This is a genomic window from Chryseobacterium sp. GW821-FHT04C04 (assembly GCF_059420365.1).
In genome coordinates, this window is record NZ_JBWKTO010000001.1 from 757,947 (window position 1) to 778,346 (window position 20,400).

15 protein-coding genes are annotated in these 20,400 nt (G+C 37.4%); 5 read left to right on the forward strand and 10 right to left on the reverse strand.

Annotation, left to right across the window (positions count from 1 at the left end; all coding sequences use genetic code 11):
- Positions 1 to 2 precede the first annotated feature (2 nt).
- Both AC07UM_RS03475 and AC07UM_RS03480 read right to left on the reverse strand, forming a co-directional pair.
- The gene (locus AC07UM_RS03475; protein ID WP_494682461.1) at positions 3 to 1,604 is read right to left on the reverse strand and encodes a RagB/SusD family nutrient uptake outer membrane protein; all 1,602 of its coding nucleotides are present in this window, start codon (positions 1,602 to 1,604) and stop codon (positions 3 to 5) included.
- A gap of 11 nt (positions 1,605 to 1,615) precedes the next feature.
- Positions 1,616 to 4,375: a SusC/RagA family TonB-linked outer membrane protein gene (locus AC07UM_RS03480; protein ID WP_494685217.1), complete on the reverse strand. Its 2,760-nt coding sequence runs from the start codon at positions 4,373 to 4,375 to the stop codon at positions 1,616 to 1,618.
- A 336-nt stretch (positions 4,376 to 4,711) separates the two neighbouring features.
- Here AC07UM_RS03480 and metG point away from each other — a divergent pair, with 336 nt between their 5' ends.
- The 3 genes from metG to AC07UM_RS03495 all read left to right on the forward strand — a co-directional run bounded on the left by metG (position 4,712) and on the right by AC07UM_RS03495 (position 7,876).
- Positions 4,712 to 6,751: a methionine--tRNA ligase gene (metG, locus tag AC07UM_RS03485; RefSeq protein WP_494682459.1), complete on the forward strand. Its 2,040-nt coding sequence runs from the start codon at positions 4,712 to 4,714 to the stop codon at positions 6,749 to 6,751.
- A gap of 15 nt (positions 6,752 to 6,766) precedes the next feature.
- The gene (locus tag AC07UM_RS03490) at positions 6,767 to 7,129 is read left to right on the forward strand and encodes a hypothetical protein (protein WP_494682458.1); all 363 of its coding nucleotides are present in this window, start codon (positions 6,767 to 6,769) and stop codon (positions 7,127 to 7,129) included.
- 78 nt (positions 7,130 to 7,207) lie between these two features.
- Complete coding sequence (locus AC07UM_RS03495; RefSeq protein WP_494682457.1) at positions 7,208 to 7,876, forward strand: hypothetical protein; 669 nt, start codon at positions 7,208 to 7,210, stop codon at positions 7,874 to 7,876.
- Between the two features lie 209 nt (positions 7,877 to 8,085).
- On the opposite strand, the gene AC07UM_RS03500 is transcribed toward AC07UM_RS03495, so the two are convergent.
- From AC07UM_RS03500 to AC07UM_RS03530, 7 genes are all read right to left on the reverse strand, one after another.
- Positions 8,086 to 8,790, reverse strand: coding sequence for a class I SAM-dependent methyltransferase (locus AC07UM_RS03500; RefSeq protein ID WP_494682456.1), 705 nt, complete (start codon positions 8,788 to 8,790; stop codon positions 8,086 to 8,088).
- 262 nt (positions 8,791 to 9,052) lie between these two features.
- Entirely contained in the window at positions 9,053 to 9,865 is an 813-nt protein-coding gene (locus AC07UM_RS03505; RefSeq protein ID WP_494682455.1) for a siderophore-interacting protein, read from the reverse strand.
- 104 nt (positions 9,866 to 9,969) lie between these two features.
- Positions 9,970 to 12,180 (reverse strand): TonB-dependent receptor, encoded by a 2,211-nt coding sequence (locus AC07UM_RS03510; RefSeq protein WP_494682454.1) that lies wholly within the window; start codon positions 12,178 to 12,180, stop codon positions 9,970 to 9,972.
- Positions 12,181 to 12,540: 360 nt separating this feature from the next.
- A complete protein-coding gene (locus AC07UM_RS03515; RefSeq protein ID WP_494682453.1) occupies positions 12,541 to 14,133 on the reverse strand; it encodes an MFS transporter in 1,593 nt (530 codons plus the stop codon).
- Between the two features lie 102 nt (positions 14,134 to 14,235).
- Positions 14,236 to 15,354 (reverse strand): HlyD family secretion protein, encoded by a 1,119-nt coding sequence (locus AC07UM_RS03520; RefSeq protein ID WP_494682452.1) that lies wholly within the window; start codon positions 15,352 to 15,354, stop codon positions 14,236 to 14,238.
- Between the two features lie 24 nt (positions 15,355 to 15,378).
- Entirely contained in the window at positions 15,379 to 16,689 is a 1,311-nt protein-coding gene (locus AC07UM_RS03525) for a TolC family protein (RefSeq protein WP_124536236.1), read from the reverse strand.
- 89 nt (positions 16,690 to 16,778) lie between these two features.
- Positions 16,779 to 17,624, reverse strand: a complete 846-nt coding sequence (locus AC07UM_RS03530) for a helix-turn-helix domain-containing protein (protein ID WP_494682451.1) — start codon at positions 17,622 to 17,624, stop codon at positions 16,779 to 16,781.
- A 74-nt stretch (positions 17,625 to 17,698) separates the two neighbouring features.
- Here AC07UM_RS03530 and AC07UM_RS03535 point away from each other — a divergent pair, with 74 nt between their 5' ends.
- On the forward strand, positions 17,699 to 18,172 hold the full coding sequence (locus AC07UM_RS03535) for an Mpo1 family 2-hydroxy fatty acid dioxygenase (protein ID WP_494682450.1): 474 nt from the start codon (positions 17,699 to 17,701) through the stop codon (positions 18,170 to 18,172).
- On the opposite strand, the gene AC07UM_RS03540 is transcribed toward AC07UM_RS03535, so the two are convergent.
- Entirely contained in the window at positions 18,169 to 19,236 is a 1,068-nt protein-coding gene (locus tag AC07UM_RS03540) for a DUF2891 domain-containing protein (protein WP_494682449.1), read from the reverse strand. The two genes, AC07UM_RS03535 and AC07UM_RS03540, sit on opposite strands and share 4 nt — an antisense overlap.
- 168 nt (positions 19,237 to 19,404) lie before the next feature.
- On the opposite strand from AC07UM_RS03540, the gene AC07UM_RS03545 reads away from it, so the two are divergent.
- On the forward strand, positions 19,405 to 20,298 hold the full coding sequence (locus AC07UM_RS03545) for a DUF4349 domain-containing protein (protein ID WP_494682448.1): 894 nt from the start codon (positions 19,405 to 19,407) through the stop codon (positions 20,296 to 20,298).
- Positions 20,299 to 20,400 lie beyond the last annotated feature (102 nt).

Sequence of the window (20,400 nt, forward strand, 5' to 3'; positions counted from 1 at the left end):
AATTAATAGCCAGGATTCTGAATCAGGTTAGGATTTGCTACAATATCTTTAGCAGGAATCGGGAAAAGGTTTCTATAGCTTTCTACTGCTTTACCATCTTTCACATTTCCTTTCCATGCCCAAACATAATCTCCTGTAGTATATTTGTTGAAACGGATAAGGTCGCTTCTTCTGGTCATTTCCCATGATAATTCTCTCCCTCTCTCATCTAAAATAAAGTTGAGATTGATAGAAGATACATCTCCGCTTGTATTTCCATACGCACGCTCTCTCAGCTGGTTGATATAACCAATCGCGGTAGCCTGATTTCCACCAGCACCACCTCTAAGCACCGCTTCCGAATACATCAGATAGATATCTGCTAAACGATATAACGGAATATCAGCCTCAACCCAGTTGGTATGAGCTCCAGCAGAGCCATTACTTTTAACATTTTTGAATTTGATAAAAGCATAACCATCCGTAAATGAACCTAAGTCGTTAATTTCCAAGTTCTGTCCTGTAGTAAAAAATCTCCCTCTTTTGTCACTTCCATTAGTAGGAAATAGCCCTACAAATGATTTTGTAGTTCTTAAACCACTCCATCCACCATTCACTCCAAAGTCAACCGCTTTCATTTCTCCCCCTATTGCAGCATGCACCAGGAAAGTCGTTCCACCGTTGGTTTGAGTATTGATTCCATCAAAATTTACACTTAAAATCTGCTCCGGGTTATTGATATTGTTATCCGCAAGGAACAAATCGTCGTACTTCGGTTTCAAGGAATAACCTGCTGCAATCACTTTGTTACAATAGGTGATACAGTCAGTATTTCTCTGTGTTCCTGTGTACACTTCTGCATTTAAGTATAATTTCGCTAACAATGACCATGCAGCGGCCTTATCTGCTCTTCCATACTCATTGGTTTTAGGGTCTTTTAATTCTCCTGCTACAGCAAGCAATTCAGACTCAATATAATTAAATAACGCTTTTCTTTCTATTCTTTGTGGTGGATTGATAGATCCCGGCAGGTATGATTCATCTACAAAAGGAACATTTCCAAACATATCTATCGCGTGATAATAGGATTGTGCTCTCAAGAAACGGGCTTCTGCTCTCATTAATTTTGCCTGAGTAAGATTATCTCCGGTAATATTATTGGCTGCTAATTTTTCATCCGTCACATTTCTCAGAAATTCATTACAAAAAGCAATTTCTGTGTATACCCTATAGTACATGGCAGCGATGAATTCATTAGAAGCATCCCATGTCATTTTGTGAAGCGTATGAAGGTTTCCATCGTTCCACCCAATGACTGCCTCATCAGTGGTCACCACGTTCAGGTTGTACAATAGTCTTGTATACTGGGAAAAACCACCATTAATTCCATTAATATCACTATCCGGCTGATCTCCGTCTCCACTGATCTGACCTCCCATGGCAAGTCCTCCGTAAAGCTTTGCCAGAACGTTTTTATAGTTCGCAAAATCTTTATAAATGCTGGCAGAAGTAACATCTGTGATAGGTTCTCTTTCAAGATCTTTTACACAAGAAGCTGCCGTCAATAAAAATACTGCCGAAAGAGGCAATACTATATTTTTAAGTTTAATTCTATTTAGTTTCATTGAATTCTTATTTAAAATTGGAAGTTAAAGCCCAAAGAGTAAATCTTAGGCATTTGATAGTAACCGTTGTCTATTCCGCCAAAAACTTCAGGATCTACTCCAGAGTATTTAGTGATCACAAAAACATTCTGTGCCATGGCATATACTTTCAGATTACTTCCTTTCGTGAAAATTTCTCCGAAATTGTACCCGATATTGATATTATCTAATCTCAGGAATGAAGCATTCTCAACATAAATATCTGATTTATACTGAGGAACTGCGAATTGGTACTGAGGTGCAGTAGAGAATACATTCTGAAGGTATTCGTTTGTAGATGCAGACTGCAGTGAACTATTTGAAGCGGCATTATTATATACATAATTTCCTAATACTGCTCTTGCACTCAATGCAAAATCCCAGTTCTTATGAGATACTTTGGTAGAAAAACCTAAAATTGCATCCGGTGTCGTAGATTTGTAATAATACATATCTTTTGTATTGATTATTCCATCTCCATTTCTATCTACATAAGCACCATCAACTGGTTTTCCGTTCGTATCATATACCTGCTGATATACCCAGAATGAATTAGGAGCATAGCCTACAGCATGAGCCTGGATTCTGTTTCCTGAACCTCCTTCAATTCCTCCTACTTCCATATTGAAAAACTCATCAGCTCTGTCTTTAAGCTTGGTGATAACCGGTTTGTAATGCGTAGCATTAAAACTTACTTCCCAGGTTGTATTCTGATTTTTCACCGGAATTACGGTAATACTTCCTTCAATCCCTTCATTTTTCATATCTCCAACGTTCTGCCAGCTTGCGTTACTTAAGCCACCGGCAGGTTCATCGGCATATACAAGAAGATCTTTTGTGTCTTTTCTGAAGACATCTATTGAACCTGTAATTCTGTTTTTATTAAATCCAAAATCCAATCCTAAATTTTTGGTAGTCGTTGTTTCCCACGTAAGATTTGGGTTGTAATTAGCAGGTCTGAACATAAAATAGTATTCATTTCCGAACTGATACCCTGCTCCCTGATAACTTGGATTGTAGGCTGCAAAAGCTGGGTAATTATTAGGTTTATTACCATTCAACGCAGGCAATTCCTGCTGACCTGTTTTACCCCATCCTGCTCTCAGCTTTAATGTGCTGATTGAGGATATATTTTTGATGAAGTTTTCTTCATTAAGCTTCCATGCCAAAGAAACTCCAGGGAAAACTCCCCATACATTGTCTCTGGTCCCGTTAAAGAATCTTGAAGAACCATCTTTACGAACTGATCCTGAAATAACATATTTATTAGCTATCGTAAAAATAGCTCTTCCATAAAATGAGATCAATGTATTTTGAGTTTTGAAATCTAAATCTTGCGAGTTAATTCCTGTCCCTCTATAAGTGATAGCTCCCGGAAGATAAATATTGAAGTCCTGATAAGAATACCCTGCCGTAATATCCACGCCAGTATTGATAGCATTGATATTTTTCACATAATTAAAATAGGTTTCCAAAAGCTTGTTTTTCTTTTCCATCGAATAGAAATTTGAGCTTCCTTTGTCTTCAAAACCTGGTCTTAAATTAGCATTCTTAAATTTGTGTCCGTCACTTTTTGTGTAATCGTATCCGGCATTTACATTGAAATGCAGGTCCGGAAGAAAGTGAAATTTATAGTCTAACTGAATATTCCCCAATCCTCTCAATACAGAAGACACATCTCTAATCCCATTGATCAGTCCAAGCGGGTTGGAGTTGGCGTTTACATTATATCCTGTTGCAGATCCGGAATCCAGCCATTCATAATAACCGCCATAATTAGAGTTTCCTGAATATACCGGTTGAGTAGGATCAAAATAAGTAGCGGACTTAATTACTCCTCCGTCTACAAATCTGTTATCGGTAAATGTTCCTTTTGCGTTTACATTTACTGATAGATGGTTATCAAAGAATTTAGGATTTAAGTTCAATCCTACGGATGTTCTGCGGAAAGAATTTGATTTTACGATACCGTTCTGCTCATTATAACCTAATGATAAACGGTATGGCAGACCTTTAATACCTCCTGAAAGGGCGACGTTATTATCGGTACCCCATGCGGCCTGATAAATTTGATCCTGCCAGTCGGTATTGGCATTTCCAAGCTTGGCTTTATAATTAGCAGGTGCATATGGATTTGTATTCACAAAATCCCTGAATTGCTGAGCATTTAATACATCTACCTTACCCATTTTAGTAGAAACCGAAGCAACTGTTGAGAAATTCACTTTGAATTTCCCAGATGTTCCCTTCTTGGTTGTAATAAGGATAACACCATTGGAAGCTCTGTTACCATAGATTGCAGTAGCAGAAGCATCTTTCAGGATATCAAATGTTTCAATATCATTAGGGTTAATTAAGGATAAAGGGTCAGAAACACCATTCATTCCTACGAAATCCTGAGGAACTCCATCAATTACAATTAAGGGCGAGTTTTCTCCACTTAAAGAAGAGGTACCTCTGATCCTGATTTTAGTACCTGAACCTGGTGCTCCACTGTTATTGGTAATCTGTACCCCTGGTGTTTTACCCTGGATCAGCTGTCCGGCGGATGTAGCTCCTCCGTTAAAATCTTTCGCTGTGACAGAAGTAATGGAACCGGTAAGGTCAGATTTTTTCTGTTTTCCATATCCGATCAAAACCACCTCTTCTATTTTCTTCTCCTGAGGAAGAGAGTCTTTTTTCTGCGCATGCATTATAGTACTTGCCAATAAAAAAGCGGGCGCAATTTTCAATACTGTTGTAAAGTTCTTCACAATCATATTCTTTTATAGTTTCGTTTTTTCAGTCATTATTTAGCCTAAAGCCAGACTCGCAATTTAAAAAAAAAATAGAATTATCATAAATTTAATATAATTTTAGTTAAAATTATGTATATTACGAAACCTATTTTAGTTAGTTTTTTAAATTTCAATAATTTGCACCGTCTTATGCATTGCATAGTATTTGTGTTAAATTCATATTTAGTTAAACAACCGTTTAACTTAAATTCATATTCAAGCTTTAAAAATTGCATTCTGCATCATAATAACACCACCAATAGCGGTATTCAACAGATATTCCTTATCTTTGCAGTCAAAACTTTACTATAAATGTCAAACAGAAAGATGATTACGGCAGCTTTGCCTTATGCAAACGGGCCGGTTCATATAGGACATTTGGCAGGTGTTTATATTCCTGCGGATGTTTACGCAAGATTTCAGAGAAGATTAGGAAAAGATGTAGCGTTTATCTGTGGTTCAGATGAGCACGGGATTCCTATTACCATAAGAGCTAAAAAAGAAGGAGTTACTCCTCAGGATATCGTTGACAAATATCACGGGATCATTAAAAAATCTTTTGCTGATCTGGGAATTTCATTTGATGAATATTCAAGAACGACGTCTAAAAACCATTATGAAACCAGTCAGGATTTCTTCAAGGTTTTATACGAAAAAGGAAAATTCACAGAAGAAATTTCTGAACAGTATTTTGATGAGCAGGCAGGAGAATTCCTTGCTGACCGTTATATTGTAGGAACGTGCCCTAATTGTGGTAACGAAAACGCTTACGGTGACCAGTGTGAGAAATGTGGTTCTACCCTATCTCCTTCTGAGCTGATCAATCCGAAATCAATGCTTAGCGGAAATGTTCCTATCCTTAAAGAAACAAAAAACTGGTATCTGCCTTTAAATGAATATGAAGATTTTTTAAATGAGTGGATCATTGAAGGCCATAAAGATGACTGGAAACCTAACGTATACGGACAGGTTAAATCCTGGTTGAATGACGGCCTTAAGCCTCGTGCCATGACCAGAGATCTGAACTGGGGAGTTCCGGTTCCACTTCCAAATGCAGAGGGGAAAGTATTGTACGTATGGTTTGATGCTCCAATTGGTTATATCTCTTTCACGAAAGAATGGGCAGAGAAAAACGGAAAAGACTGGAAAGACTACTGGCAGAGTGAAAACAGTGACCTGGTACATTTTATCGGAAAAGATAATATTGTATTCCACTGTATTATTTTCCCGGCAATGATGAAGGCTCACGGAGATTACATTATGCCTAAAAATGTTCCTGCTTTTGAATTCCTGAACCTTGAGAACGACAAGATTTCGACTTCAAGAAACTGGGCAGTATGGGCTCATGAATATGTAGAAGACTTCCCTGGACAACAGGATGTTTTAAGATATGCTCTTCTTTCATCGGCTCCGGAAACAAAAGATAACAACTTTACATGGAAGGATTTCCAGACTAAGAATAATTCTGAGTTGGTAAATATTTTCGGTAACTTCATCAATCGTGTCGCTGTTTTAATTAATAAATTCTTTGAAGGTAAAGTTCCTGAAGGAGATGTTAATGCCCCTGAACTTGAACAGATTGGTAAAAGCGCAACTGAAATAAGAAATTATTTAGACAATTATGAATTTAGAAATGCCTTAACAGCTTTCATGAATTTAGCAAGATTTGGAAATGGTTATCTTCAAAACGAAGAGCCATGGAAAACTTTTGAAAATGATCTAGAAAAAACAAAGAATACATTATTTATTGGAGCTCAAATTGCAGTTGCATTAGGAAATTTAGCAGAGCCATTCCTTCCTTTTACAGCTCAAAAAATCTACGATATATTCAACGTTAGCCAATCAGATTGGACTACTGTTGAAAGCTCAAAAGTTTTAATTGAAGCAGGACATAAAATAGTTGAAAAGGCCCCTCTTATTTATTCTAAAATTGAGGACAGCGTAATTGATATTCAAATTCAAAAGCTGGAAGATACAAAACAAAACAATAAAAAAACAAACCCTAACGCAAACCCTATGAAAGAAGAGATCACATTTGATGACTTTACTAAAATAGACCTTAGAACAGCAACTATTATAGAAGCTGAAAAAGTAGAAAAAGCAGATAAATTATTAAAACTTACTGTAGATACAGGAGTAGATGTAAGAACTGTTGTTTCTGGTATTGCAGAAAGTTTCACTCCTGAAGAATTAATCGGGAAGCAGGTAATGATCCTTCTGAACCTTGCTCCAAGAAAAATCAGAGGAATTGAATCTCAGGGAATGTTATTATTAACAACAAAACCAGACGGAAAATTATCTTTCGTAACACCGGACGACAGCAATGTTGAAAACGGTATTGAAATCGGATAAATATTATCTTTGATTATGAAAAAAATAGTATTTTCATTATTTATTTTGTGTACATCCATATTAAGTGCTCAAAAACGAGAATACCTTCTGCTCAATACTGATAAAAATGGGGCTAAATGGAGTTATTCATTTGATAAAAAAACTAACAATGGTTTTTATTCTTGGGTCAAAGTTGATTATACAGAAAAACAGGATCCTCTTGTGGAATCTAATGAGTACTTTATAGAATTCAAATGCTCTGATAAAACTATGTCAGACCAAATTGTTCAAATCAATTATAGAGATCAGGAACATCAAATTGATAAGAATAAAATGCCATTCAGATCAATTTCAGAAAGCAGTGTTTTTTATTCATTAATTAAACAATACTGTAAATAATAAAAGACCGTCTTAATGACGGTTTTTTTATTTGATAAAAATATATCTGTATCGTTATGTATGTATATTTGCTGCGTCATGAAAATCAACAGAAATGTTTTAAGAAAACTCTCCAACCAGGAATTGGAGGCTTATTTAAAGGAGAGCAGCCGCTTTGTTCCGGAGGCTGTTCAGATGGCTTTTGAAATTTTGGAAGAAAGAGGGCGTGTTTTCAGTGAGCAGGAAAAAACAGATGTCCAGCAATTGATTCAGCGCAAAAAAGAAGAAGAGCATGCAAAACATACAGAAGAGGTTGAAGTCTGGAAAGACCATATCACAGAAGATCCGGTGGCTATCAAACTTTATTCACGAATAACAATTCTTGTCAGCTCCCTTTTCTTCACTCCGATTCCGGGGTCTATTTTGCTGTTTCTAAATTTAATCAAACTAAAAAAATACCTTGCGAGCTTCTTAGCGCTGGCATTTGGTTTTCTTTTTTGTATGTTTCAAAAATATGTTCTGATGTCCCATTTTGATTTCAATACCACTTCCCGATACAGCCCCGAAATGGGAATCATTGCAATAGGAGCTTTGGGTTTACTTGTCATCAGCGTTTTAGCAACTCCAAAAAAACTTGCTTACCGTGCAGAATCTTATATTCTTCCCGTAGTTTTATGTGCCGGAACCGCTGTTCTGATGTATTTTTATTTCCAGGAATGGTTTTCTTACTATCCGTTGGCAAGAGCCATCCATCTATTCAGACAATAATAAGGAGCTGTTTCCCGCTATCCACTTTTACTCCTCGCGCCAACGCACTCCCACCCTCAAACCCACTTTCTCTCTAACCCACGCTGTGGGGTAACCGTTACTATCGGGGCTAGGTAGAAGCAAAAAAAAGTCATCCCGGTTTACAGAATGACAATGTATGCTAATTTATGAGATTGCTTTGCTTGCAGCTCGCAATCACTTGTTGTACATTATTTCTTAATCAGTTTTGCTAAGTAAGAATCTCCATCTTTCAAAACTCTTTCTATTTTGAAGCCGTTATTTCGAGCTGCATTCTTCAACGTGTTGAAGTCAAGGTACAACCAGGTGATCGGTTCCTCAGATTCTCCTTTGTAATGCACTACATACTCCAGTTCTCCATAATATCCTCCGGCAGGAATATAGACTCCACCATCCTCATCACGGTCAAACATATAAAGGATATCTGTACTGTCAATCAGAATCTGTCCTTTATCATTTAATAAAGTATGCAATTTCTGAAGATAGGTATCAATTTTAGCAAGGCTTTCAAAAACTCCGGTACCATTCATCAGCAATAAAAGAGTATCGAAGGTCTCTCCGGAAAAATCAAGCATATTTTTACAAACCGCTTTTTTAATTCCTCTCAGCTGACAAACCTCAACGGATTTTGGTGAAATATCCAATGCAGTCACATCAAGATTCCTTTCATTTTGAAGGTATAAAGAATGAGAACCTGCACCTGCACCAATATCCAGAACTTTTCCTTTGGATAACTGCAGTGCTTTCTGCTCAATATCATTCATTTCTTCAAAATCTCTGAATAAATAATCTACCGGAAGTTCATCCAGTTCAGAAATTGATGTTTCAGTCTGCAGATTTTCCGGATTTTCATTGTGGTAATAATCCCAGATCGCTCTGCCCATTAAATCTTTCATAGGGCAAAGATACGGGTTCGGAGTTCAATGTTCAAAGTTTTTAGTTAAGTTACTGGTTGCAAGTTTCTTCTGTTGATGCTCAAAATTAAAGATAGACGTTCTAACTCTATTAAAAAATTCACCATTCACTTCCGAAGCAAAATTCACTATTGACATCAATAGGCTTCCATCAATATTTTACAGAATATCTCCCTAATCCCTAATCCCTAATTCCTAATCCCTAATCCCTAATCCCTAAAACCTGCCACCTATCACCTATTTCCTACTCCATCGAATCCTTCTCCCTATGTCTGTCTGCCTGAGATTCATTCTCCGCAACTCCTGCTTTCCAATAAGAATAGGCATATAATTCCTGAGAGGTCCAGTTTTTCTCTTTTCTCAGATAGGTTCGGATTTCTTTTACATTTGAGAATTCGCAGGCGACATAGCCAAATTTTGTCATCTCAGGAATATCAATACTTTTTACAATATTGGCAATTTCACTGCTGATCTGAGGATGGGCATTATGCAGCCATTTAAAATCAATTTGAGCTTTGGTTTCAAGCAGCTGCTCGTCTTCTTTTCCATGAACTTCGATAATACAGGTTCCTTTTGCCGTCTCAGGAAGCGTTTCCAAAATAGCACTGATCACCGGAATGGCTGTAGCATCTCCTACTAACAGATACCAATCTGCTGCCGGATACAATTCTTTACCTTCCAGACGCATCATCACTCCCAGTTTTGAACCTGCTTCAGCCTCTCTCACCCATTTAGAGGCAGGACCTCCGTCTCCATGGTCTACAAAATCAATGATTAATTCATTTTTTTCCAGATCAATTCCCCTGTGTGTATAGGTTCTGATGGCCGGAGCGACCTCTTTAGGCGGATACACCCACTGATGATTTTCATCCAGCGTCGGAAAATGAATTTCGTTCAAACCAGACGGAGGAACTGCAATTTTATTATTGTCCCCCACCACGGTATTTTTGAATACCTGAACTTCAGGTGAATATAAATACACTCTGATAAAGTGATCTGTAATATATTCTTTTCTGGTTACTTCGACAATGATCTGCCCTGTTGAAATTTTAGCCATAACTGATTTTTTAAAGTTAAAATCCGGTTTCCGATCAATCTCAGAAACCGGATTTGAAATACAATATGTTTTCAGATCAAGGCACTTTTACCTTCATCTTATTTTTAAAATTCAAAAGTGTAAGAAAGATTGAATGTTCTTCCTCTTCCTTTATAATTAAACAATTCCGGCAGTCCGTAAGTAGAATACAAAACTTGGGAACGCTTACTCCAAATGGTTTGATAATCCGTATTAAACAGGTTCTGAATTCCCAGATTGAATTTTCCCCAGCTGAATCTATATCCCATCATAAGGTCCGAAGTATTGTAGCCTTCCACCACATTATTAAGCTCGTCTTTCTGCTTGAAGTTCTGTAATGACTGGAATCTGAATGACCAGTTTTTGATATTATACCCGATATAGGTCACCAATTTTGACGGTGAAGCATTATAAATCTCCTGTTTCTGCCATTCTCCTTTATTATCTACCTCAGATTTGATCAAAAGTCCGCTTGCTCCGAAATACACCCCATTGTTTAAAGCATAGGAGACTTCAGCTTCGATTCCCATATTTCTTAATTTCAAATCATTTACAAGGATCTGGAAGGTCTTCTTGTCCACTGCAACAGTCTTATCAGAATTACTTAGAAATCCAGCAATCTGAGCTCTCAAACCACCTCTGTTGACACGGTACCCTACCTCAAACTGATTGGTTTTGATGGCTTGCAAAGGTTGTTCTTTTACATTGATACTGGATACTACATCCCAGTTTGTTCCTACAAGCTTATATTGTCCAATTCCGTAAAATTTAGCAGGATCTGCTAAGCTTGCTCCTTGGGAAAAGGTTCCCCAAACCTGATGCTGCTCATTGAATTTGTATAATAGTCCTGCATTCGCCAGTGTCACATTATAAGAACTTTCACCTCCGGGAATTGCCGATGCTGAACTTCCGTAGCCCATTGCAACCTGTGTCTGCTGCTCTGAACCTACAAAATCATCCATTTTCACATTGATATGCTGATAACGGACCCCTGCATTCAATTGAAGCTTTGGAAGAATATTATATTTTGCCTGAACATATCCTGCGTAGCTTTGTGAGTGATTGGTAGGATATCTTCCCAAGCTGTATTTTGTTTCATTAACTAAACCTCCGCTGGACATTGTCTTTGCAATATCATAAACAGATTGTGCTCCCTCAAATTTTTCAAAATCGAAATCTGCTCCATAAGTAACGTTCAATCCTCTCCATGATTTTGACAATAAAGCTTTAATCCCTGAATAATAAGTATCTTGCTGAGAAGAGGACATATACGGTATTTTTCCTGTCTGCAATGCAACATTACCCGGGAATGGATAAAATCCTAATTTTTCACCACGGGTAGCCAGCTGAACATACAAGTCCTGGCCGCCCAAAATTCCGTTTCCGGTATAGGCTACCGTAGCCATATAGCGTTCTGTTCCTACATTTTTATCAGATGAGAAACCATCTCTCATTTGGAGCAATGAAGCATTTTTTGTCGTGAACGCACTTAGATTTTCACCCAAGAATAAGCTTCTGTCTCCATTAAACTTAGAGTTGTAATACTGAAGGGAAGCTGTTATTTTATGTTTATTGTTAAACTGATATCCTCCTGTAGCCAAAATGTCAATCGACTGGTTGTACTGAAGGTCAGTTTGTGTAATATCTGTAAAAAGCTGTTTCTGGTCTGCTCCATACACTCCGCCGTTCTGCTGGTAGGCCACTCCCAGTCTTCCGAAGAATTTATCTCCTTTGGCAGCTATGGATTGAGCGGCACGGAAATCATGATCATCTTTGCCCATAAATCCTGTACGCACCCCCAATTCTGTTTCTCCACTGATCCCTTTTTTAGAAGGTATTTTGGTTATAATATTGATAATACCACCAGTAGCATTTCCTCCATAAATTGAACTTGCCCCGGAAAGGACTTCGATTCTTTCAATATTAAAAGGATCAATAGCATCCAGCTGGCGGCTTATCGCACGGATACTATTTAAAGAAACCCCGTCGATCATCACCAACGCTGAACGCCCTCTCATATTCTGTCCGTAATTGGTTCTTCCCTGTGGACCAATATCCATAGAAGGAATCAGAATCGACAACATTTCTTTGATAGGAACACCGCTTTTAGCCTGTTCCTGAATTTTTTCTTTCTGTACTACCCAGACTGTTCCCGGAATTTCAGAGATTTTTGTAGGCTTTCTGGAAGCTACGATCACCACATCGTCAATACCTTTAGAGGCAATAGAATCTTTAGCTGTCTGGGAAAATAGTAATCCCGAAGCCAACAGACCTATGAATGCATACTGCTTTTTCATTCTTTCTACTCAAAGTTTTATAATCTTACAAAGATAATCCTTATTTAGAAAGAATAAAAATAACAAAATATGAGATTTTCCCTTATTTTATCATCTACAAACATCTTTTTACAGAGAAGTTATTTAATCTTATCAAAAATATTGGATATATATTAAAACCATTAAGAAGGATTTAAGATATCAAGTATAGTTAAGATAAATCATTCTGATTTTAAGCTTAAAGCGAAGCTTATCTTAATACTCTAAACACCTTAATACAATCTTAATGTTTCAAAAAATTTAAAGCTTGACATCTTCTTAAAAACGTAAAATCCCGGCCCACGAAGGACCAGGATTTTACTAGTGAAAAACAAGGTATCGTTATACTGCAGGACCTGCAGCATCTTTTATCTCTTCTAATAATTGTTTTCGTTCACGCAGTCTTCTTCTTGCAATGACGGATTTACCGCCCAGAACTCTTACAAATTTGAAATACTGAAAACGTTTTGCTCCGAAGTGATGGGTCGCAACATAAATCAGCACTCCAAATCCTACTAAAATAATATATCCGAATATCTTTTTGCTCGCTATGATAATGGCATTAAGCTGAATGGCTTTCATATTAGCCGCTACATTCTGAGGCGTAACCGTCATTCCGTCCATATAAACAGCCAGGTCACCTACTGCTGTAATCTGGAAACGATATTGAAACCATGAGTACAGTGTTGAAAAAATTCCAACGGCAAGGAAAGTTCTCCAGACCAATACAAGTCCGATCGCCGCAAGCATTTCATCCATTTCAAGCTTATCCAGGGTATAAAACCATACAGAGATAAACAATGAACACATCCCGTAGCCTTTTAAAAACATAGGCAGATACCAGTTGTCATAATTGAACTCCAGTACCATAGAAAAATACATAATAATGGCATATCCGATCATTGCTGCAAAACCGGAAAAAATATACATTTTCAGAGGTTTTTCTTTTTTGAACCAGAAAATTGCGATGACTCCAGCCAGAATAATTCCCGGAATCATCAGTAAACTCAGTCTTGTATTCGTCAATTGATCATAGCCCAAGACCCCCACTGCAAAAGTATTCTGAATAGAAGCGGTTCCCAGGAACATTCCAAGCCAAAAAAGCATAAACAAACCGTGTTGTACATTATTTTTTGTGAAAATCTTGAATGAAAGGTATGGTCGTTTTAATGTCAACTGACGGATAGAAAGCAGTGCAAAGCTCACAAAAGCAGTAATACTTGCATAAATGATATTCTTTGAATTGAACCAATCCTGCTGTCTCCCAAACGAATATACATACGCTGAAAACATAAAAGTGGAAATGAAAAGCAAAATACTTAACCAATCAATATAATGCAGTGGAACTTTTAATGCAAAATATTTATCATGCATAAAAATCCAGTGTATCAATGCCAGTATAAAGCATAAAACGGCTGTAAACAGGTAAAACTGCTGCCAGTTGTAAAGAAGGGCAAATTCTGCAGCATAATAGGTCGCCACCTGATTCATCACCAGAACGAATGTATAGAAAGCTCCATAAAATATCCCGCGGTTTCCAATCATGACCATCAGGGGAAGAAACAATTCTATGGTGACCATCATCTTCATAAAACCAATCAATAAGGAGGTAGCTATGAAGACCGCCGGCTGTAAAGTGGTCCCGTTCACATAGCTGAGCAGTCCTAAAAGTACCAGAAGAAGAACCAGCTTATCCCTTACTTTGAACCTCATTTTAATTCTGATGACCACAGGCATACAGGCTCCCATCCCAATGGTAGTGGCATAGTTGGCCCACATAAAATATTCTGTCATGGCACCGGTACCACTTGCCAGAGAACTGATATTCCCTGTATACACCCCACCAATAGGCATTACCACAGCAAGCAGTAATACAATCAGCAGCAGCTGTACGGGTTTTGGTACCCAATCGCTATATAATCCTTTGTTGTACATGATTTTTTAGGGAATAGATTTCAGATATCAGATGGCAGACTTTCAACATTCAGCGTTAGCTTTCCATACGCATAATGACCGGCATCTGATATCTTCCATCTTTTAGTCTTTATTAATATTCACATTCATATTCATTCCTGCGCTCAGTTTATCCAGATCTTCTTTTTTGTTGGAAGCAGTGAATTCTATTCTTACAGGAATTCTCTGTTGTACTTTGATGAAATTTCCGGTGGAATTGTCAGTCGGTACACTTGAATATCTTGATCCAGTAGCTGCAGAAACAGCTGTTACTACTCCTTCGAATTTTTGTCCTCCTAATGCATCGGCTGTCATTGCTATTTTTTCTCCTACTTTAATATTGGGCATCTGGCTTTCCAGGAAGTTGGCTGTTACCCATTTCTGACCATTCAGAACAATGGTTGCAACCTGCTGTCCTGGCTGGATCAGCTGACCTTCAGAGATGGTTCTTCTTCCCATCACTCCATCATAAGGCGCTGTGATCACCGTATACGAAAGATTGATTTTCGCCATATCCAAAGCAGATTTTGTTCTTTTAATCTCTGCGTCATTGATTCCCAATTTGCTTTTCACTTCTGTTGTAGAAAGGTTTGCTGACTGCTTTTGATTCACTAAAGTTTCATAAGCTGCCTTTTGAGCATCATATTCTGTTTTTATCTGATCGTACTGTTGTCTTGTTACTGCTTCAGCTGCTAAAAGGTTTTTATATCGGTTTAAATTCTGCTCGGCATTCCACAATCTGGCTTTTGCTCCGGCAATATTAGACTGCATAACGTTGATGTTATTGGAAACCGTATTCACAGATGAACTGGTGGCTGTTTTCTGAGCCATAGCATTCTGATAAGCAGCGTCAGCCTGTCCTAACTGGGTAAGGATTTCGCGGTCATCAAGAATAACCAATGTATCTCCTTTTTTTACATGCTGGTGTTCAATAAATTTAATTTCTTTGATATAAGCAGAAACTCTGGTATTAATTGGATTAATAAATTCCTCTACCTGTGCTGCTTCTGTATAAGTTTTGTTTCCGATGTGAAAATATTCACGTATCAACCAGAATAATCCGAAACCGATCACCAGAAAAACGATAATATTGGAGATGATGGCTCTGATTTTATTGGTTTTATTTTTCTTTTTCTTGTTTTCTGCAGTGGATGCTGCCGGAGCTGTCGTTGTATTTTGAGTGGTTTGTCCCTTGTTTTCCATTGTGTTGATTTTCAGTTTTAAAAATTAAAGTGTTCCTGTAGATTTCAAAAGATTATAATACTGATACAAAACATTGATTTCAGCATTCGCATAATCAAGTTCTGACTGCAGTTTCTGGTTTTGGGCATCAATCATTTCTGCCTGTACTGCCAGTTGATTCAGATATTTGGCTTCCGTAATCTTATAGTTTTCTTCTGCCAGTCTTTTGGAATCATTCAGGATATCCGCCTGCTGAATCGCTTCCTGATATTTTGTATAGGCTGCATTCACTCCCATATCTACGTTCTGCTGTACCAGAGTCATCGCATCATTCGCCTGATTTTTTTGCAGGGTCCCCAATTTTACTTTTTCTTTCGTTTTATACAGGGTATCTATATTATAGCTCAAAGAAACTCCGGTCTGCCAACCTCCTGAATACATGTCCAAAACAGGATTTCTTGTCGTGATAGGTCTTTGCAGAGTATATCCGCCAAATCCGGCTACAGTAGGCGCATTGTCTGTTTTTATAATCTCAATATTCTTATCTGCAACATCTATGTTTTTCTTGGCAGATTTTAGCAATGGGCTGCTTTCATGAGCAAGATTGGTATAATAATCCATCCCTATTCCTGCTTCTTTATTGTTTAAAGTTTCAGTAGGAACAATTTCTGTATCAGAGGATAAACCTAGAGCGATATTTAAATTATAATTAAGTATTTTTTTATTATTTGAAAGGGTCAAAATTCCCTGATCCAGGTTTTTGATGGCCAGCTCTCCACGAATCACTTCATTTCTGGTTACCATCCCCTGCTGATAGAACTTCTGGATATTTTTAAGACGTTCCTGTGCCAGCTTTTTATTGTTCTGAAACACATCTTCCTGGTTGATAATTTTATAGACATCCAGATAGTTGGAAATCACTAAAAATTTTACTTCCTGCTTATTTTTCTCCAAGTCCAGTTCAGAAAGCTGCTCACGAAGCCCTGCCATTTCAATTGACTTGTTCACCAATCCACCTTTGAAGATCAGCTGTGTTGCCTGTACAGCATAAGAGCTTCCGTAATGCGGCATCGGAACTGTTGTAGAGTTTGAAAAATCCTTATCGATTGCTACTGCATCTCCTAAATAGAACTGACTTGTTGAAGCTGTGATAGTGGGCAGTTTCTGAAGTTTAGCAACATTGGTGCTTTGTTTTGCAATACCAATATTCTGTGCGGAAACTTTAAGCTGCTGATGATTCTGAACAGCGAGTTCCGCCACCTCACCTGCGGTCATCTGCTTGATCTGTTGTGAAAAAAACAGCGCAGGAAAAGCTGCTATCAAAACGGATAGTGCTGTTTTTATTTTCTTTGTCATTTTACCTTGTTTTACAGACACAAAGTTATAACAACAATAAAATCAATCAAATGTTTGATTTCGGGAAAAAGATGTTCAAATGTAAGATTTTAATTTTCGAACTGATGCCTATACTGTGTAGGGCTTACTTCAATATGTTTCTTGAAAAAGTGAGAAAATGAGTATTGATCACTAAATCCAAGAATAGAAGAAATCTCTGAAACGGGTTTATTGGAAGAGTTTAAGAGTACTTTAGCTTCATTGATGACAATTAAAGCGATGACCTGACTGGCAGACTTACCTGTGATCGTCTTCACAACGGAAGAAAGATGTCTGGTTGTAATTGATTGTCTTTCGGCATAGAACTCAACCGCCCTTTCTGTAAGATGATGTTCTGCAATATCAGTAAGAAACACAAACACAATTTCTTCCTGTCTGGACATCTGATTCATAGAACTGTTATCTTCCTTGGAGATAATTCCCGCCATCTGATAACAGAAAACGGAGAAAAGGTGCTCCACCATTTCTTTCTTATAGAGCATTTCGGTCTCAGAATCCAGAATATATTTCAGGAAATTGACACTTTTCCAGACGACTTCCATTTCGTCCTCAGGAAAAGGCACCCCTTTATTCATCTGCTGTCTGAAATAACGATAGGTAATCAACCGGTTAAACTTCAATGATAAAGCCGAAATAAATTCTCTTTTATAAGAAACCATCCGGGACTGAAAATCGTCTGTCACAGAAACCACTTCATAGATGGTCTGCGGATCAGTAACCATAAACATATTGGCAGAAACTTCCAGGTCACTGAAATGCTGACGAAGTTTTATAGTTCCTGATTTAATAAAAATAAAAGCAGGATTATCGGGACGGAAAGGCTTATCGACAGCAATTCTCTCGAAAATATTACGTTCCGTAAAAATATCGACTCCGAATTTTTCTAGGGCAGACATAAGACAAATGTAAGCAATCTTACCAGTGATTACAAAATTTTATTATTTTAGCGTTTATCCAATTCCCTGTCAGTATGAGAAAGGTTGATCTATTATTTGCAGAATACAGTAAAAGCCATAGAAACGCGGCCAACAAGTTCATTCACTGGATTTGTGTGCCTTTAATTTTCTGGACAATTTTGGGCTTTGCTTCCCTGATTCCTTCCCCTCATTTCTGTGCTTCCTACTTTGGATGTGTAAGCATCATAAGTCTTTTTGTGATTGTTTTGATCACTTTATTCTATATCAGACTTTCTCTTTTGATCGCCATCATAATGGTTGTTGTAATGCTTCTATTGGAGCATTTCATTTATCTTACCAATATCAGTTTCGGAAGGCAGTCTTGGATGGTTTATCTTTCTGTTTTCATTATTACCTGGGTTTTCCAATTTATAGGTCATAAAATTGAAGGAAAAAAGCCTTCTTTTCTCAGAGATCTACAGTTTCTTCTGATAGGACCTATTTGGCTTTTAGGTTTTATTCTTAAGAAGGCAGGAATCAAATATTAATCTTCCAAAGCATACACCGCAAAGCTTGCCAGCCAATGATCTCCTCCATAATTTCCCTGAAATAATAAAGGTAATCCGTTGGCAAGAAATACATCTGCTTTTTTCTGAAAGTCTTTCTTTAATGGATGTTTCGCAGGAAGTGCCTTCGAGATCCCCTTCATACACCATGCTCTAGAGAAAGAAAGTCCTACTAAGTGAACGGTCTGATAATCACTAAGGTCACTTACCACAGGTATTTTCTCAATATTTTCGAGACTTCTTTTTTCATAAAAATTATTCAACCAGACTATAAATTCTTTTTGAGGAAGAACTCTTCGCATCAGATCTGCAATTTCAAGACTTGGCGAAAAGAAATCTGATCCATCAGGTTCCAGATACGCTGGTGTTTTCTGATCTTTCAGGAAAAAGTATTTCGTCTTTTCTATCAGTTGATTTTCAAATTCTTTGTCTTTATTGGCTCGTGCCCAATCTATCGCAAAAGCCATTGCGAAAGCTGTATTAGGGTGAACTCCTGTTCTGTTCGGATAGGTCTGTTTTGGAAGATAAACCTTCCACAACTTAAGGATCTGATCAGTGAGTGGCTTTAAATTCTGATGCCATATTTTAGCTTTTGGATGATCCCAATTAGTCAGTTCTTCATCCAGTTTTAAGATCCATGCCCAGCCGTAGGTTCTTTCAAAATTTTCTGCCAGCTGATATTTTGTAAAATAATCTGCTTCTGTCTGTAGTTTTTCTTTCTGAAATGATGCATCCAGGATTTTTTCAATCTCTTTAGCGCTAGACAGATTGGGTTTTGTTTTCAAAAGTCTTGCAAGCATCCAATGCCCATGAACAGAGCTATGCCAGTCGAAACATCCATAAAAACTGGGATGAAGATCTTTGGGAGTCAAAGGAACTTCACCTGCATTATTGCTGACATGGGCTGTTTTATTCGGATATTCCTGATTGATGCAATGAAGAGGTTTATCAGATAATTTCATGGCCATCTCGTCGGTAAGTTTCGGAACTTCCTGGGCATACATCAGAAATGGTAAAAACGCAAATACTAAAAAATTTTTTTTCATGAATTAAAAATAAAAATAATTTATAGTCTCAGCAATTTTTTAGGCTGGTTTTAAAGCTATTTATTGAATTAACATTCAACATTCTTTCGTTTTACATTTTAATCATTTTTACAAATGATCATTTTTGAGCACACTTTTTGATCATATCCCTAAAAAACTAACATACCCATGAAAAACATTATTCTCCTATTATCAGGTCTTATTCTGATCAACTGCAGCAAATCAGGCGTTGAAAATCAGGAAGTGAAAGCCGACCTAGCGGAAGTTCTAACCGAAGATAAAACACCTTCTTCTTCAGCTGCTCCTATGCCTCCACCACTTTCTATTTCTGAGAAGGTAGTCTCCGATGAAGATGGAACCAACAAAGAAGTTTATACCCCAAAGAAAACAGATACGATTTCCAAAAAAATTATCAAAAACGGAGATATGAAGATTCAGGTGGGTGATATTAAAAAAACACAAAATCAAGTCAATGAGATCATCAAGAAAAACAATGCTTATATCCAAAAGGAAGAGTTTCAAAATACGGATATGGATGATAATCTTACTCTGATTATCCGTGTACCCCATAAAAACTTCGATGCATTGATCAGCTCATTTTCAAACGGAGTAGGATCTGTTTTGTCTAAAAATATTTCATCCAATGATGTGACAGAGGAATATACTGATGTAGCCATTAAACTGGCCAACAAAAAAATATATCTTGAAAAATACAGGGACATGCTTAAAAGTGCTGCTACTACGAAAGATATGCTGGAAATTCAGGAAAATATCCGGGAACTTGAAGATGAGATTGACGTGGCTGAAGGCAGGCTTCGTTTTATTGATGACCGCGTGAATTACAGTACCTTAAATTTGAACTTATATAAAGAGAAAGTGAGAAGTTCGGCTACTTCAAAAATCGGTTTTGGAAGCCGCTTTATTGATTCTCTGACGGAAGGCTGGAACAGTTTTGTGGGTTTTCTGCTGGGAATCGTTTCATTATGGCCGTTCTTTTTAATCATTCCATTTATTGTGTTCTTTTGGAGAAAATGGAAATCTGGAAAAAAGGATAAAAATTAATTTATTAAAAAATCCGGGCATCTTCGATGCCCGGATTTCTACTGCATTATCAACAATTTAATTGTACTGTTTCCAGTATGATGTTAAAAACAAAAATAATGC